This window comes from Kitasatospora sp. NPDC087314 (genome assembly GCF_044744365.1).
Classification (GTDB): Bacteria; Actinomycetota; Actinomycetes; order Streptomycetales; family Streptomycetaceae; genus Kitasatospora.
Genome location: NZ_JBIUYE010000002.1, coordinates 452765 through 468478, shown reverse-complemented (window position 1 = coordinate 468478; position 15714 = coordinate 452765). Strand labels below are relative to the sequence as shown.

General features: G+C 75.5%; 11 protein-coding genes. 6 read left to right on the top strand and 5 right to left on the bottom strand.

Going from position 1 to position 15714, the window contains the following annotated elements; all coding sequences use genetic code 11:
• Positions 1 to 94 precede the first annotated feature (94 nt).
• Complete coding sequence (locus ACIO5E_RS05880) at positions 95 to 1024, top strand: NADP-dependent oxidoreductase (RefSeq protein WP_400664185.1); 930 nt, start codon at positions 95 to 97, stop codon at positions 1022 to 1024.
• Between the two features lie 114 nt (positions 1025 to 1138).
• On the opposite strand, the gene ACIO5E_RS05875 is transcribed toward ACIO5E_RS05880, so the two are convergent.
• Positions 1139 to 1660, bottom strand: coding sequence for an SgcJ/EcaC family oxidoreductase (locus ACIO5E_RS05875; protein ID WP_400664184.1), 522 nt, complete (start codon positions 1658 to 1660; stop codon positions 1139 to 1141).
• Between the two features lie 193 nt (positions 1661 to 1853).
• Between ACIO5E_RS05875 and ACIO5E_RS05870 the strand changes: the two genes are divergently transcribed.
• The gene (locus tag ACIO5E_RS05870) at positions 1854 to 2645 is read left to right on the top strand and encodes an SDR family NAD(P)-dependent oxidoreductase (RefSeq protein ID WP_400664182.1); all 792 of its coding nucleotides are present in this window, start codon (positions 1854 to 1856) and stop codon (positions 2643 to 2645) included.
• A gap of 59 nt (positions 2646 to 2704) precedes the next feature.
• On the opposite strand, the gene ACIO5E_RS05865 is transcribed toward ACIO5E_RS05870, so the two are convergent.
• The 4 genes from ACIO5E_RS05865 to ACIO5E_RS05850 form a co-directional block, all read right to left on the bottom strand.
• Positions 2705 to 3889, bottom strand: a complete 1185-nt coding sequence (locus tag ACIO5E_RS05865) for a PP2C family protein-serine/threonine phosphatase (RefSeq protein WP_400664181.1) — start codon at positions 3887 to 3889, stop codon at positions 2705 to 2707.
• A 90-nt stretch (positions 3890 to 3979) separates the two neighbouring features.
• Entirely contained in the window at positions 3980 to 4402 is a 423-nt protein-coding gene (locus ACIO5E_RS05860; protein ID WP_280680924.1) for a MarR family winged helix-turn-helix transcriptional regulator, read from the bottom strand.
• A 30-nt stretch (positions 4403 to 4432) separates the two neighbouring features.
• A complete protein-coding gene (locus tag ACIO5E_RS05855) occupies positions 4433 to 5725 on the bottom strand; it encodes a M48 family metalloprotease (protein WP_400664179.1) in 1293 nt (430 codons plus the stop codon).
• 69 nt (positions 5726 to 5794) lie between these two features.
• Positions 5795 to 6532 (bottom strand): universal stress protein, encoded by a 738-nt coding sequence (locus tag ACIO5E_RS05850; RefSeq protein ID WP_400664178.1) that lies wholly within the window; start codon positions 6530 to 6532, stop codon positions 5795 to 5797.
• Positions 6533 to 6881: 349 nt separating this feature from the next.
• Here ACIO5E_RS05850 and ACIO5E_RS05845 point away from each other — a divergent pair, with 349 nt between their 5' ends.
• From ACIO5E_RS05845 to ACIO5E_RS05830, 4 genes are all read left to right on the top strand, one after another.
• On the top strand, positions 6882 to 8033 hold the full coding sequence (locus ACIO5E_RS05845) for a CapA family protein (RefSeq protein WP_400664177.1): 1152 nt from the start codon (positions 6882 to 6884) through the stop codon (positions 8031 to 8033).
• A 400-nt stretch (positions 8034 to 8433) separates the two neighbouring features.
• Positions 8434 to 9309 (top strand): DUF4132 domain-containing protein, encoded by an 876-nt coding sequence (locus tag ACIO5E_RS05840; protein ID WP_400664175.1) that lies wholly within the window; start codon positions 8434 to 8436, stop codon positions 9307 to 9309.
• Positions 9306 to 14552, top strand: a complete 5247-nt coding sequence (locus ACIO5E_RS05835) for a hypothetical protein (RefSeq protein ID WP_400664173.1) — start codon at positions 9306 to 9308, stop codon at positions 14550 to 14552. Before ACIO5E_RS05840 ends, ACIO5E_RS05835 begins: the two co-directional genes overlap by 4 nt.
• A complete protein-coding gene (locus ACIO5E_RS05830; protein WP_400664171.1) occupies positions 14549 to 15712 on the top strand; it encodes an AAA family ATPase in 1164 nt (387 codons plus the stop codon). The genes ACIO5E_RS05835 and ACIO5E_RS05830 overlap by 4 nt, the downstream gene beginning before the upstream one ends.
• The last annotated feature ends 2 nt before the right edge of the window (positions 15713 to 15714 follow it).

The following is a 15714-nucleotide window of genomic DNA, read 5'->3' as shown; positions in this document are numbered from 1 at the left end:
AACCGGCCGAACGGCGGGCTCGGCGGGCGCCCTCCGGGGCCCAGGATGGAGGCGTCGGAAGAACCAACTCCTCTGAACGGCAAGGATTCCTTCCATGACCAAGGCGATCGCCTTCTCCGAGTACGGCGACGTGGACGTGCTGCGCCCGACCGACATCGAGGTGCCCGCCCCGGGCCCCGGCCAGGTGCGGGTCGCGGTCCGGGCGGTGGGCGTCAACCCGCTCGACCACAAGGTGCGCAGCGGCTCGATGGCCGAGATCTTCCCCATCGCCTTCCCGCACGTCGGCGGCTACGAGCTGGCCGGTGTGGTGGAGGCCGTCGGCCCCGACGTGACCGGGTGGGCGCCCGGCGACGAGGTGTTCGGCGCCCTCATGGGCGGCGCGTACGCCGAGCAGGCGCTCGTCGACGCCGAGCAGCTGGGCCGCAAGCCCGCCTCGCTGAGCTGGGAGGAGGCCGCGGCGATCCCGACCGCGGCCGAGACCTCCGAGCGGGCGCTGGACGTCCTGGGCGTGCGGGCGGGCGAGACGCTGCTGGTGCACGGCGCGGCCGGCGGGGTCGGCACCGTGCTGCTGCAGCTGGCCCGGGCGCGCGGGGTCACCGTGGTCGGCACCGCGAGCGAGGCCAACCACGAGCACCTGCGCGAGCTGGGCGCGATCCCGGTGGCCTACGGTGACGGCCTGGCGGAGCGGGTGCGGGCCGCCGCGCCGGGCGGGGTGGACCGGGCGCTGGACGCGGTCGGCAAGGGCGGGGTGCTGCCGCTCTCGGTCGAGCTGACCGGCGCCGCGGACCGGGTGCTGACGATCGCCGACTTCGTGGGCGCCGCCGAGCACGGGATCCGCTTCAGCGGCGGCGCGGAGGGGGTGGAGTCCTACCACCAGCGCGCCTACGCCGCCGTGCTCGCCCTGCACGAGGCGGGCACCCTGCGGCTGCCGCTGCACCGGGTGCTGCCGCTGGCGGAGGCGGCCGAGGCGCACCGGCTCAGCGCGCAGGGCCACCTGCGCGGCAAGATCGTGCTCACCGTCTGACCTGGCCGTGGCCGCTGTCACCCGCCGTCACCCGCTCTCACCCGTTCGGAGTAATTCGACGGGTGATGCGCGGTGATGCGCGGTGATCGCGCGGATGGGCCGGACGGGCGAGCGTCAGCCCGTGGGCAGCTCCGAGGAATGGTGGTTGACGATGAGCCATTGGCTTCCGCGCAGCTCGTAGACGAAGGTGAAACGCGCGTCAACCTTGGTCTTGCTGCCGTCCTTGTTGGTCAGCGTGAACTGGTAGAGGCCGGTGTCGATGGCACTGGTGCGGTCCAGGATGTTGATGAACTGCTCCTGGATGCGGCCGACGGGCTTGCTTTCCAGGAAGTGCTTGAAGTAGTCGACTATCCCGGCCCGGGTGGTGCGGACTTCGGCGGAGACCGTCGGTAGCAGCACGGCACCAGGGGCGTAGAGATCCGCGACCCGGTTCGCGTCGCCGGTGGCCAAAGCCGCGTTCCACTGGTCGAACAGGGCCTTGATCTGTCCCTCGGTGGGAAGCTGGGCGGCGCTCGTGACAGTACTGCGATCGGCGGAGAGTTGGGCGGGGGTCCCGGTCGCGAACGTCGTTCCGGTTCCGGTGAACAGAACGGCGGCGGTGGCGACCAGGACCCCGGCGGAGTATGTGCGCCTCATGGAGCACCTCCTGAGCTGTCGCTGGTCAATCTGTGGGACAATTCCAGCTTCCCCCCGGCACAGGCGATCTGGCATGTCGAAGCGACCGGGCGTCGATTCCGAAGCGGCCGCGCGGACAGGTGGCGTCTCGCGCCCCGTGGAATCGGCCGGATGGGGACAGCGTCGGACGGTGCGCGGTCGGTAGAGTCCCGGCATGGTGACAGCGAGTGCGGCGGAGAGCGTCGGGGCCGGGCGGTTGGCCGGGCGGGTCTGTGTGGTGACGGGGGCGGCCAGTGGGATCGGGCGGGCCGTTGCCGAACGCTTCGTCCGGGAGGGGGCGTTGGTGGTGGCCGCCGATGTCGATGCGGTGGGGCTGCGCCGGTTGGCGGAGCAACTCCCGGACGCCGTCAGTACGGTGGTCGGTGACGTGGCCAGGGACGAGGACGCGCGGCGGATGGTCGGGGCCGCGGTCGAGCGGCACGGCCGGATCGACGTCCTGGTGGCCAATGCCGGGGTGATCCCGCTCATGGAGCTCACCGAGGCCACCGCCGAGGACTGGGATCACGTCATGGCCGTCGACGGCCGTGGGATGTTCCTCACCTGCAAGTACGCCATCCAGGCGATGACCGCGCAGGAGCGGCCCGGCGGCGCAGTCGTGTGCGTGTCGTCCATCTCCGGCGAGGCCGGCCAGCGCGGCCAGGCGGTGTACGGGCCCGCCAAGTTCGTCGCCTCCGGCCTCACCAAGCACCTCGCCGTCGAATGGGCCGACCGCGGCATCCGGGTCAACGCCGTCGCGCCCGGCACCATCACCACCGAACGCGTCGCCCGCCTGTACGACGAACCCGGCGGGCCCGAGTACCTCGCCGCGATGGAGAAGCTCCACCCCATGGGCCGCCTCGGTGCCCCGGCGGAGGTCGCGGCCGCCGTCCTGTTCCTCGCCTCCGACGAGGCCTCCTTCATCACCGGCACGGTGCTGCCCGTCGACGGCGGGTACCTCGCGCAGTAGCCGTCAGCCGTCAGCCGTCCGCCGTCAGCCACCGGTCGTCAGCCACCGGTCGTCACTCGTCAGGGCAGGCGCTCGACGAGGACCATCGCCGCGTCGTCGTCCAGCCGCCCGCCGACGTGGGCGAGGAGGTCGCGGCGCAGGTGGTGCAGCAGGGTGGTCGGGCGCTCGTCCTGCCAGGCGGTGACGCGTTCGGTGAGCGGGTAGAAGCGTCGGCGGGCGTCCCGGGCCTCGATCACGCCGTCGGTGTAGATCAGCAGCCGGTCGCCGGGGCGGAACGGGAAGGTCTCCACCTCGTAGTGGACCGGGGCGAGGTCGCCCAGGCCCAGCGGCGGCGCGGGGTGGCGGGCGGCCACGGCGGTGATGCCGTCGGGGCGCAGCAGCAGCGGGGGCGGGTGGCCGCAGTCGATCAGCCGGACCGCCGTGCCGTCGTCGGGGATGTCGAGCAGCACGGCGGTGATGAAGGACTCGCCGATGTCCTCCGGCAGGGTCGTCCCGTCCGGCTCCTCGCCGCGCAGGCGGCGCCGGCGGGTCTGTTCGCCGAGCTGGGCGAGGTCCCAACAGACGCTGCCGTCCAGGTAGGCGGCGAGCCCGGGCAGGTCGGCGTGCAGGTGGGCGGCGGCGCGGAAGGCGCCGAGCAGCAGGGCCGCGTCGCCGAGCGAGGACAGGCCCTTGCCGCGGACGTCGCCGACCAGCAGCCGGGTGCCGGTGGCGGTACGGGCGGCCGCGTACAGGTCGCCGCCGACCTGGGCCTCGGCCTCGGCGGCCAGGTAGACGGAGGCCAGGTGCAGCGGCCCGATCCGGGCCGGCAGTGGGCGCAGCAGCACCCGCTGGGCGGCCTCGGACACCGAGCGGACCTGGGCCAGCTCGCGCTCGTACCGCTCGCGCAGCGCTCGCAGCCCGACGATCAGGGCGGAGACGACGAGTTGGGCGCTCAGCTGGGTCTCGATGTTGGCGCTGGTGAGGCCTTCCCGGATGGCGCCGATGACGGTGAGCGCGGCGAGCGCCAGCACGGCGACGCCGGCGGTGGCCCGGGCGCCGGCGAAGGAGGCGGTGAGGGCGGGGGCGACGATCAGCAGCGGGCCGAGGTGGACCTGTGGCGGGGAGAGGATGTCGACGACGGTGATCACGAGGATCAGCGCGAGCGACAGCCCCGTCAGCACGCCATGGTCGGGCCGCCGGGAGCGGCGGCGGTCGCGCGGGCGGTCGCGGGGGCGCGGGTCGCAGGGACGCTGCCGAAGTGGCACATTTCCTCTGTACACCGTCGGGGCGGTGCGGCGCATCCCCGGGCGCGCCCCGGCTTCGGCCGGCCCCGGGACCGGTCGCGCTGGGTAGCGTCAGCCCTCTTCGCCGTAGCGGGCCAGGTAGCCGGCGAAGCGGGCGACGTCCTCGTCGGACCAGTCGGTGAAGCGGGCGGTGAAGGCCAGTCGGCGCTGCTCGTTGGCGTCCCGCAGCAGCGCCAGCCCGGCTTCGGTGGCGCGCAGGATCTGGCCGCGCTGGTCGTCCGGGTCGGCCTCGCGCCGCAACAGGCCGAGCTTCTCCAGGGCGGTGACCTGGCGGCTGACGGTGGACTTGTCGAGCATGAAGTGGGTGGCCACGTCGGCGGCCCGGCAGCCGCCGCGCTCGGTGATCAGGTCGAGGATGCTGTAGGTGACCAGGGAGAGGTCGGGGTGCAGCTGGGAGGCCTTGTGCCGGGCACGGCGGGCGAAGGCGGTCAGCTCGCGCTGAATGGCGTCGATGGACGACTGGCGGCCGGGCACGGCGTTCCTACCTCCTCGATATTTGTTGCACTATACAACGGAATCGCCCGGGTTCGCGCGCCGCTCCGGGGCGACCCGCCCCTGGGCGGCCTGCCAGGCGCGGGCAGCGGCGATCCGGCGGGTCGCACTCGGGTGAGTGGCGAACAGTAGCTCAAGCAGCCTCGGCGGGTCGACATCGGACACGTTCACCAGTGCCAGCCGGCGTTGCATGGCGACGAACTGATCGGCGTCCGAGGTGAGTTCGAGTGCGTGCCGGTCCGCCCTGGCCTCGATCCGGCGGCTCACCGCGCACTGCGCCGGCCCCGACAGCACCCCCAGCAGCGCCGCGCACGCCGCCAGCAGCGGCAGCGCCCGCGGATCGGCCGCATCCGCCGCCCCGGCCGCCGACAGCAGCGGATGCCAGGTGCCCAGCAGGCCCAGCACGGCCACCGCCGCGGCCGCGCCCACCGCGCCCAGCGCCGTCCCGGTCGGCACGTCCCGGTGCTTCACGTGGCCCAGCTCGTGTGCCACCACCAGCTCCACCTCGCGCGGCTCGGCCGTCGACAGCAGGGTGTCGTAGGCGACGATCCGGCGGGTCGCGCCCAGCCCCGAGACATACGCGTTGAGGGCGGTGGTGCGCCGCGAGGCGTCCGCCACCAGGACGTCCCGCACCCGGACGCCGTCCCGCTCGGCCAGCGCCAGCAGGTCGGTGCGCAGCGGGCCCGGCGGCATCGGGGTGAACCGGTTGAACACCGGCTCGATCAGCAGCGGGTGCAGGAAGGACAGCGCCGCCGTCAGCACCGCCGCCGCGCCCGCCGCCGGCAGCCACCAGTGCCGCGGTGACCAGGCGGTCAGCGCGAACAGTCCGAGGGCGAGCGGCAGGACGAGCACCAGGGTCAGCCCCAGGCCGCGCAGCGCGTCCACGGCCCAGCCGGCCCAGCCCTGCGTCACCAGCCCGTACCGGGCCCGGACGGCCCGCACCCGGGCGCCGAACGGCAACCCCAGTGCCTGGCCGAGCACCACCAGGGCGGCCGCGCCCGCCAGCACCTCTGCCGTCCGGGAACCGCCGAACCAGCCGCCGACGGCGGAGACCAGGCCGGCGCCGACCGGGGTGAGGCCGAGCAGCAGGGTCAGGGCCAGGCCCGCCAGCCGGCCGCCCAGCGCCCAGGGCAGCTGGGCGCGGCGCAGGGCGCGGCCGCGGGCGCGCTCGGCGGGGGTGAAGTCGGTGGGTTCGAGGCCGACCGGGGTGCTCCCCGCGGGTTCACGGCCGACGGGTTCGCGGTAGGCGGGTTCGCGGCCGGGAGGGGTGTTCCCGGCCCGGTCAGTGGTCTCGGTGTCGTCCATGGGGTGCGTGCGGCTCCGGGCTCTGGCGGACGTGGCGGTTCAGCATCTCCTACCGCGCCGGGGCGGTGCTCAGTCCTCGGCCGGTCCGGTGGCGCCGTGCACGCCGGCGCGCAACAGCTGGTGACCCAGGTCGACCAGGGCGCGGCCGACGGCGAACTCGTCCCCGACGGCGGGTGCCGGGGCGTCGAGCGGATTGCGGCGGGCGAGGGCGTCGCTGTGCAGGACGCCGCCGTCGGTGTCCAGTACGGCGTGCACCCGGGTGGTGTCGCGGTCCTCCACGACGTGCAGGCTGAGCTGCCAGTCCTTGGTGCGGACGGCGGCGGCCTCCTCCCCGGTGGGCCGCCGCGGCGCGGAGGCCGTCCCGTCGGCACGGACGATCACCACCGGGCAGACCCCGTGCACCGCGCAGCGGGTGCTGACCGAGCCGAGCAGCGTGCGGGCGAAGGTGCCGCGGCCGCGGCTGCCCAGCACCAGCAGGTCCGCGCCCTCGGCTGCCTCCAGCAGCACCTCGGCGGCATAACCGAGCACCAGACTCTCCCGGACCTCCACCGGGCGGTTCGGGCCCACCACCTCGTCCACCTCGACGGTCAGGGTGCGGCGGGCGGCCTGCTCGAAGCCGTCGTCCACCATCGGTGCGAACCAGCCGTACAGCGACGGGTACTCCCAGGCCGCCACGGCGTGCACCGTCGCCCCGGTGAGGACGGCCTGCCCGACTGCCCAGCGCAGGGCCGCCTTCGAGGGCTGTGAACCGTCGATCCCGACCACGATCCGGCGCGCCCGGCCGGGGGCGGGTTCGTTGCTGCCCATGGCCTACCACCTCCGGCGGGAACCTGCGTGCGGCAGGCTTCCGTGTCGTTGTCCCCGCTGTGTCTTGCCCCGGGCCGGTGTGACGCCCCGGTGTGCTGCCGGTGTGCTGCCGGGCCCGGGTGATGTCCGTGTGACGCCCCCTCCACCACGCTGCGCGCGTGCGCGCCCGGTGCGCCAGGGACGGGATGGCCGGGTCGGGTGGGGCGGTTGGGACGGGACGTCCTGATGGCGGACGCGTCGCTGGTTCCGGTGCCGTGTGGTGTTCGCAATGTTGCGGATCAGGGGCGGATGAGTGGTGAAGCCGTGCCGTAGGCTGACCGCTTCTGAATCGACCTCGGGGGGATCACTCATGCGCCGTGCCGCGGCCGTCGTCGCGCTGTTCGTCGGGCTGACCGCCGTCGCCGCCTGCGGGCCCGACGACCCCGCCCCGGCGCCGGCCGCCGCGCCCGGCACGACGACGGCCCCCGCCGGCCCGCCCACCACCCCGGGCGCTGCGCCGTCCGGCACCGGCGCCGGCGCCGGCCAGAACGCCGCGCCCCGGCCGGACGGCAGCATCACCGTCGCGTTCGCCGGGGACGTCCACTTCGAGGGCCGCACCGAGGCCCGGCTCGCCGTCCAGTCGCCCGACCAGGCCCTCGGCCCGCTCTCCAGGACGCTCGGCGACGCGGACCTGTCCGTCCTCAACCTGGAGACCGCGATCACCGGGCGCGGCGCCCCGGAGCCGAAGACCTACACCTTCCGCACCTCGCCCAAGGCGCTCTCGGTGCTCAAGGACTCCGGCGTCGACGTCGTCTCGATGGCCAACAACCACGCCGTGGACTTCGGCGCCGACGGCCTCACCGACACCCTCGCGGCCAAGGACTCCTCGCCGATCCCGGTCGTCGGCGTCGGGCGCAACGCCAAGGAGGCGTACGCCCCGTACGTCACCACCGTGCGCGGTGTGAAGGTCGCCGTCGTCGCCGCCAGCCAGGTCGAGGACCTCACCAACCAGAAGTGGCGGGCCGGCGCCGACAAGCCGGGCATCGCCTCCGCGCTCGACGTCCCCGCGCTGGTCAAGGCGGTCGAGGCGGCCAAGCGGCAGGCGCCCGTCGTCCTCGTCTACCTGCACTGGGGCGACGAGGGGAAGGCCTGCCCGACCGGCCCGCAGACCGCCATCGCCAAGAAGCTCGCCACCGCCGGCGCCACCGCCGTGGTCGGCACCCACGCGCACACCATGGTCGGCTCGGGCATGCTCGGCAACACGTACATCGGCTACGGCTTCGGCAACTTCCTCTGGTACGGCACCTCCAACTACGCCTTCTCCAACGAGACCGGCGTCACCACCCTCACCCTCACCGGCGACGGCAAGGTCACCGGCGAGGCCTTCACTCCGGCGACCATCGACGACAAGGGCGTCCCCGTCCCGGTCGCCGGCGCCACCGCCGAGGCGGCCCTCAAGCGCCGCGACGCCCTTCGCGGCTGCACCGGCCTCACCCCGGCCCCGGCAGCCGCGCAGCACTGACGCGGGCGCGCAGCGCTCAGGCGGCGGCGGCCCGCTTCGCCGACCTGGTCGTCGCCCTGCGCGGCGGCGCGGTGGTCGCCAGCGGGCCGCCGCGCGAGGTGGTCGACGCGCCGCTCGTGCGCGCGCTGTACGACATCGACAGCCACGAGCTCGCCGCCCCGGGCGACGGCGCGCCCGTGATCGTCCCGCGGGCGCCGTCGCGCTGACGGCGGGTCTTCGACGGTGGGTTCTCGACGGCGGGGTCCGCCCTGAGGGTCCGCTTCCCCTGGCAGCAGGCCCCGTTCACTCGTTCGACTGGTTTGGACTCCGGGGTCCGCGGAGCAGCCGCCCAGGCCGTCGTTTTGTCAGTACCCCTCGCTACGTTCCTCCCATCGCTGACCGACAGGTGAGGAGAACGTCCGTGGCATGGGTGGAGACAGGCGCGGGAGGCTACCGCGTCGCACTCGACGGGGAGGGCAAGGTGGTGTGCCGCAACGCGGCGGGCCGCGAGCTCAAGTCCCTTCCGTCGAAGCTCGGTGACGACCCGGTGGTCGCCCAGCTCCGGCAGCTCACCGAGTGGCTGGCCGCCCACGAGCGGCGCTGCCAGGAGGACGTCGAGCGCTGGATGGTGCGCTCGCTGCCGGTGCCCGCCGCCGTGCTCACCGCGGTCTGGGCGGACGAGGCCTGGCGGGCCGTCCTGCGCGACCTCGTGGTCACCGGGGCGGACGGCGCCGTCGCCGGCTTCCTGCGCGGTGCGGACGCCGAGCGCGGGCTCGGCCTGGTGGACCTGGACGGCGACACCGTGCGCCTGACCGACGGCGAGATCCTGATACCCCACCCCGTGCTGCTCCCGGACCTCGACGACCTGCGCGAGTTCGCCGTCGAACTCGGCGTCTCCCAGCGCGTCCAGCAGCTCTACCGCGAGGTCTGGCACCGGCCGGGCTCGCCCTCGTCCGGCACCGAGTCCTCGTCCGGCACCGAGGTCACGACCTACTCCGGCGGTCGCTACCGGGAGCTGCGCGAACTGCTCGGGCGCTGCGCCCGACTCGGCCACCGGGTGCGCGGCGGCTCCGCCGTCCAGCCGGTGGTGGAGGACGGGCGCACCGTCGAGGCCCGTGTCTGGGTGGGCGACTACTACGAGTACGACGCCTGCGAGACCGGCGCGCTCAGCTGGTCGGGCCCCGACGGCCGGGCCCTGCCGCTCGCCGAGGTCGGCCCGGTCGCCTGGTCCGAGGGCATGCGGATGGCCGCCGCACTGTACGCAGGCCGCACGATCGAAGGGGAGGACGCGGCATGACCGCCACCGCACCGCAGGCGAGCACCGCACCGCACACGAGCACCGCACAGCCGACGAGCACCGAGCGGCCCGACGGCGCCGAGCGCCACGAGAGCCTGCTCGACGCCGGGGCCGTGCTCCCGCCCGGCACCCTGCCCGGCGCGGGCCGCCCCGACAGCGCCGCCGACGTGCTCACCGCCCGCGCCTACACCCACCCCGCGCTCGACGGGCGCCGGATCGTCCGGCTGGTCCCCGGCGCGCTCGGCCCCGCCGAGGACCTCGCCGTCGAGTTCCTGGGGCTGGCCCCGGACGGCGCGCCCGCCGAGGTCGGCCAGGTGCGCCAGGAGGCGCTCGGCTTCCCCGCCTGGGCCCTGATCCACGACCCGGCCAACGGGCACCACGCACTCGCCCTGGTCAAGGAGATGGAACGGCTCGCCCGCCAGGCCCGGTCCAAGCCCGGCGCCGCCAAGGACGGGTTCGACGCGCTCGCCGTCCGGCTCGGCCGCGCCGTGCCGCACTTCCTGCCCACCTTCTGCGAGGAGGTCGGCCGGATCTTCCTCACCCACGGCAACCAGACCTACGCCGCCGCCTGGTTCGGCAAGGCCCGCGAGGCCGAGCGCACCCACGGCCTGGCGGTCGACGAGGAGCGGCTGCGCACCGTCTTCCTGGAGTTCGCCCTCGCGGGCGCACTCACCGTCAAGTCCCTGCGCCAGTACGTCAAGGAGCTCGCCGGGCGGCTCGACCCGCTGACCGCCTGGCAGCGCTTCCGCCAGCTCTGCACCGAGCGCTCCGCCGCCGGCATGGCCCCCTACGCCGGGGTCGCCGAGGACGCCCGCGCGCTGATCAAGGCCGCCGGGCTGGACCGCACCGAGCACGAGCAGGCGCTGCTCGCCGAACTACTGGCCGCCCCGGGCGTCAACCGGGCGCCCGCCGCGTTCTGGAAGTCCTGGCACGGCTCGCTGACCGAGCTCGGCAAGCGCGACGCCGCGGTCCGGGCCCGCCTGCTGGAGCTCACGCCCGATCCGGCCGGCTCCGACGCCGCCCCGAACGACACCGCCTGGCTCGGCCTGCTCGCCGAGACCGGGGCCGAGCAGCTGCTCACCGGCCCGCGCGCCGAGGGCGCCGAGCCCGCCGCCGCGTGGCTCCAGCGGTGGTGCCACCACCTGGGGCGCGGCTGGCGCTCCCGGCCCAGCTGCGCCGCCACCGTCGCCCTGGCCGGCCGGATGGCCGAGCGGCTGCGGGCCGACGGCGTCCCGGTGGACCTGTACACCGGTGTCCGCCGCAGCCTGACCCAACTCGACCTGCTGGACCGGCTGCTCGCCGACGGCGTGCCCGTCGCCGACCCGTCGGCCACCCACACGTTCGACCTCACCGGCTGGGTCGACCAGTGCGGCCCCGGCAGCGCAGGCCTCGCCGCCGTCGCCGCCGACCCGCGCTTCCGGCCCGCCCTGCGCGCCGCGACCCCGCCCGCCTGGGAAACCGCCGTCAAGCGGGGGGCGCCCGTCCGGCCGCTGCTGCGCCGGCTGTTCGGGGAGTGGGCCGAGCTGCGGGCCGAGGAGCTGACCGCCGCCCGTGGCCTGGCCGGCGCCGCCGACCTGGTGGGCGCGCTGACCCCGTACCGCGCCGCCATCCGGGCCGTCGCCCCGGCCGCCGCGGAGCGGATCGCCGGCCTCGACGTGGCCGCCCTGCTCGCCGGGGCGCTCGGCGCCGGCATCCTCGACGAACTCGGCTGGCCCGCCCTGGAGCAGGCCCTGGCCAAGCTCGCCGACCCGGCGGCCCCGCCGGACCGCGCCGCCGGCTCCGCCCTCCCCGCTGCGCCCGCTGCCGCCGTAGATCAGGACGCCGACCCGGCCTCCGGGGCGAACGACGCACCCGGCCTCGGCGCCGCACGCCTCACCGGCCTGAGCGTCGAGGACGCCTGGCCGCACCTGATCCTCGCCCGCCACGACCGGGTCCTCGTCGTCGGCCCGCAGGGCGTCGTGCTGGAGCACACCCTGCGCCTGCCCGCGCTGGAGAGCTGGAACCGGCCCCGGCTGCGCTTCGTCGACGGCGAACTCCTCGTCGTCTGGTACCAGGACGGAAAGCAGCAGGCCTACTGGTCCAGCCGTCCCGACGAGGTCGTCGAACTCGGCGGCCAGCGCATCGCCGGCTACCACTACGGCGAACGGGACCCGGAGGTCCCCTCCCTCCCGCTGCCCGGCGGCGGCCGCACCACCGGCGAACGCCCGCTGCACCCCGGCGACACCCGGATGCCCGCCGAGCACCGCGTCCTCGGCGACGGCACCGGCTACTGGACGCTGCACCACGGCCGGGGCGGCGCCGCCGTGCGCGAACTCGACCCGCGCACCGGCACCCTCGGTCGCGCCGCCGAACCGCCGGTGATCGCCGCCACCGCGGCCGCCGGCCCGCTGGACCCGGGCCGCAGCAGGCTGCTGCCGCTGCAGCCCGGCCTGGAGCAGACGCCGCTCGGCACCGACGGCACCGTGCTCGGCAGCTGGGTCCGGGTCGAGCCCGGACGCACCGTCACCACCGCCACCGCCGACGGGTCGACCATCGTCCTGCCGATCACCGGCCGCCACCCGGACAGCGTCCCGGTCGGCCGGCTCACCCTCCCCGGCCAGGCCCGCCCGGTCGTCACCGAGGCGCGCCGCGACGGCCTCGCCCTCACGCTGCCCGACCTGGCCGCCGACACCGACCGCACCACCGACCTGCGGCCCTGCCGCGCCGGAGACCTCTCCGCCGCCGGCACCGCGCTCGTCCCGCCGCTCGACCACTGGCACGCCCTGCGGCCCCGCGACGAGGCCGGCTCCCGCGTCCTGCGCACCGTCGGCACCGAGCAGGCCGCCCGCCTGATCGACGCCGCCTGGCCGACCGACAGTCGGCCGGTGCCCGAGGAGGAGCAGCGCTGGATCACCGTCCAGGGCGTCCGGCGCCCACTCGCCCGGTCCGGCGTCGCCCGTACCCTGCCGCTCCAGGCGGTCGGCGCCGTCCTGCCCGGCATCAGCCACCCGCTGCTGCTCGCCGGGGTCGCCGGGCTCGCCCGTGGCGCCGCCGACCTGCTGGCCCGGATCGCCCGGTTCCTCCCGCAGCCGGAGGCCGAGAGGCGCCCCGGGGCCGAGGCCGCCGAACACCGGCCCGAGCACGGCCGCGACCACGAACTGCGCGACGCCGTCGACACCCTGCTGCCCGACGTCGACGGCTTCGGCCCCGGCTGGGGCACCGCCGACCGGTGGCGGGTGCTCAACAACCTGCGCACCGTCACCGCCGTCCTCGCCGAGCCGCCCGCCGGCACCGGAGACGGCTGGAGCAGCCCGGCCACCGTCACCCTGCAGGGCGAGGCCGGCCACCACGGCTGGCTCCACCTGCTCGGCCGTCTGGACACCCTCGCCTTCGGCGTGGCCGCCCCGCTCACCGAACCGGCCCACCGCTCCAGCCTGGTCCTCCTCCTCGGCGAACTGACCAGGGGCGTCCTGGCCGACCGCGGCGCCACCCTGCGCGAGATCGTCCTCGCCGAACCCGCCGCCCGGGCCAACCGCAACCAGCCCGCCGTCCAGCGTCAGGGCCAGGTGCTGCGCCACGGCGACCGCACCGTCGTCATCCTCGGCCACCGGCAGCACCGCGACGACATGGAGCAGTGGCTCGCCGTCGACCACGACCCGAGCGGTGAGTTCGGCCCCGTCGCCCACTTCACCACCGTCGAGGAGCGCGGCACCGAGGAGCGGATCAGCGCCGCCTGGGTCGCCAAGTTCTGGCGGGTGGCCGCGCTGCGCGGCAGCGTCCGCTGGGAGCCCGCCCGCGCCGCCGCCTTCGGCGAACTCACCGGGATCGGCGCCGCCCGCGCCGCCCTGCTGCTCAGCCCGCCGCCCACGCTCTTCGAGTGGTACGGCACCGTCCTGCCCGCCGACCGGCTCGCCGAGTACGGCCTCAAGCCCGCCGAGGCCAAGGCCGCCCGCGACTGGCTGCGCGGACACGACCGGGCCGCCCTCGCCGCCGTCTGGAGCGCCCTGCTGCCCGCCGACCCGAAGGCCTTCTGGACCGAGGGCCCGGACCTCGACGCGGGGGCCGCCGCCTGGATCCGGCACTTCGGACGGCTCGTCACCCTCCCCGAGGCCGCCCAGGCCACCGTCAAGGGCGTGCGGATCGAGAACATCGAGGCGGTGCTCAACCCGGCACAGACCCCCTGGCTGACCCGCACCACCGGCTTCCGGCTCACCGACGACGGCCGGGCCACGGCCCAGCTGGTCGCCGAGGACCCGGCCGCGGCACCCGACTCCGGCGACCTCGGGCGCACCCTCGACGCCCTGCGCTGGCTCGCCTACCACCTGCCCGCCGACAGCCCGCTGCGCCCGCTGCTGCCCTCAGCCGCCGCCGCGCTGCGCAGCCGCCTCGCCGACCCCGGCCTGCTGCTCGACTTCCACCTCGTCCACACCGCCAAGGGCACCTCGATGTCGGCCGTGCTGCGCACCCACTTCGGCCTGCCGGCCGAGGGCGGAGCCGACCCGGACGGACTGGTCCGCTGCGGCCCGGCCCTCGTCCTGACGCCCTACCACGCCGAGTTCGAGCGGATCTGGCTGCGCCCGGCCGGGCTCACCGGCCCCGACGACCCGGTGCTCGACCTGCTCAGCGGGCTGGGCGAGAGCTACTGGCTGACCTCCGAGCGGGCCGCCATCGAGGCCGTCCTGCGCGGCGAGGCGGAGCACCTGGCCGCCTCCGGCTCCATCCCCGCCTCCGCAGACACCGACGCGGACGCTGACACGGACACCGCCGCCGACGCTGCCGATGCCGCCGCCGCGGCCACCGGAGAGCAGACCTGGCTGCAGCATCCGCAGCACACCGTCCCCGACCTGGTGGCCGAGGTGGCCCGGACGCACGGCCTCGGCGAGGACGCCGCCGTGCTCTACCTCCAACTGCTCGCCCTGCCCGACCCCACCGACCGCAACGTCGCCCGCTGGACGGGCTGGAAGCCCGCCCGGCTCAAGCGCGCCCGCGCCGAACTCGCCGCCACCGCCCTGGTGCTGGAGGCCAAACGCGCTCGGGCGGGCCGCAGCCTCTTCCTGCCCGGCGGCTGGCAGGAGGCCAAGTCACCCGCCCTTCCTGCCGAGACCTGGAAGGCCGGCCTGTACGAACTGCCCACCCACCAGGTCTCGCTGCCGCACCTGCCCGTTCCGGAGCTGTTCGCCCGGACCTGGCAGCGGATCCTCGACGGCGACACCCCCGGCTACGAAGAGCTCCAGACCAGCAAGCGCAGGAAGGCCCGCCGATGAGCACCGCCACCACCGCCCCCGACCGGGCCGACACCGCCACCGCGACCCGGCAGATCATCCCGCCCGAGGAGAAGTACGCCGCGGAGCTGGAGTTCCTGGCCGCGCACGACACCGGCCCGCGCCCACCCGGCTGGCGGCTCACCCCGCGTGCCGTCGTCACCTTCGTCATGGGCAGCGACGGCGAGAAGCTCAAGGCCGGCCGCCGGAGCCTCGCCGTCGAGCAGAAGTTCGTCGGCGAGCGCGCCCTCGTCGAACGCTGCGTCGTCACCCTCGCCGGGGAGCGCGGCCTGCTGCTGGTCGGCGAGCCCGGCACCGCCAAGTCCATGCTCTCCGAGCTGCTCGCCGCCGCCGTCTGCGGCACCAGCGCGCTCACCGTCCAGGGCACCGCCGGCACCACCGAGGACCAGCTCAAGTACGGCTGGAACTACGCCCTCCTGCTCGCCAAGGGGCCCAGCCGGGAGGCCCTCGTGCCCTCCCCGGTGCTCACCGCGATGACCACCGGAGCGGTCGCCCGCGTCGAGGAGGTGACCCGCTGCCTGCCCGAGGTGCAGGACGCGCTGGTCTCCCTGCTCTCCGAACGGCGGGTCGCGGTACCCGAGTTGGCCGGCACCCCGGACGGGCAGCTGCACGCGGCCGCCGGCTTCACCCTGATCGCCACCGCCAACCTGCGGGACAAGGGCGTCAGCGAGATGTCCGCGGCGCTCAAGCGGCGGTTCAACTTCGAGACGGTCGGCCCGATCGCCAGCCTGGCCGCCGAGGTCGAACTGGTCCGCCGCCAGTCCACCGCCGCCGTGGCCCGCGCCGGAGCCCCCTACGCGGTGGACGACGCCGTCCTGGAGGCCCTGGTCACCGCCTTCCGCGACCTGCGCACCGGCCGCTCCACCGAGGGCTGGGACGTCGAGCGTCCGTCCACCGTGATGAGCACAGCCGAAGCCGTCTCGGTCGCCACCGCGCTCGGCGTCTCCGCCGCCTACCTGCCCGACGGCGGAGACCTGCTCGGCCGCCTCCCCGGCCAGCTCATCGGCGTCGTCCGCAAGGACGACCCGGCCGACGCGGCCCGGCTGCTCGGCTACTGGGACGGCCCGGTCCGTCGCCGTGCCGAACAGGGCGCCGCCACCTGGCGCACCCTGTGGGACCTCCGCCCGGCACTGGAGGCGTGAGG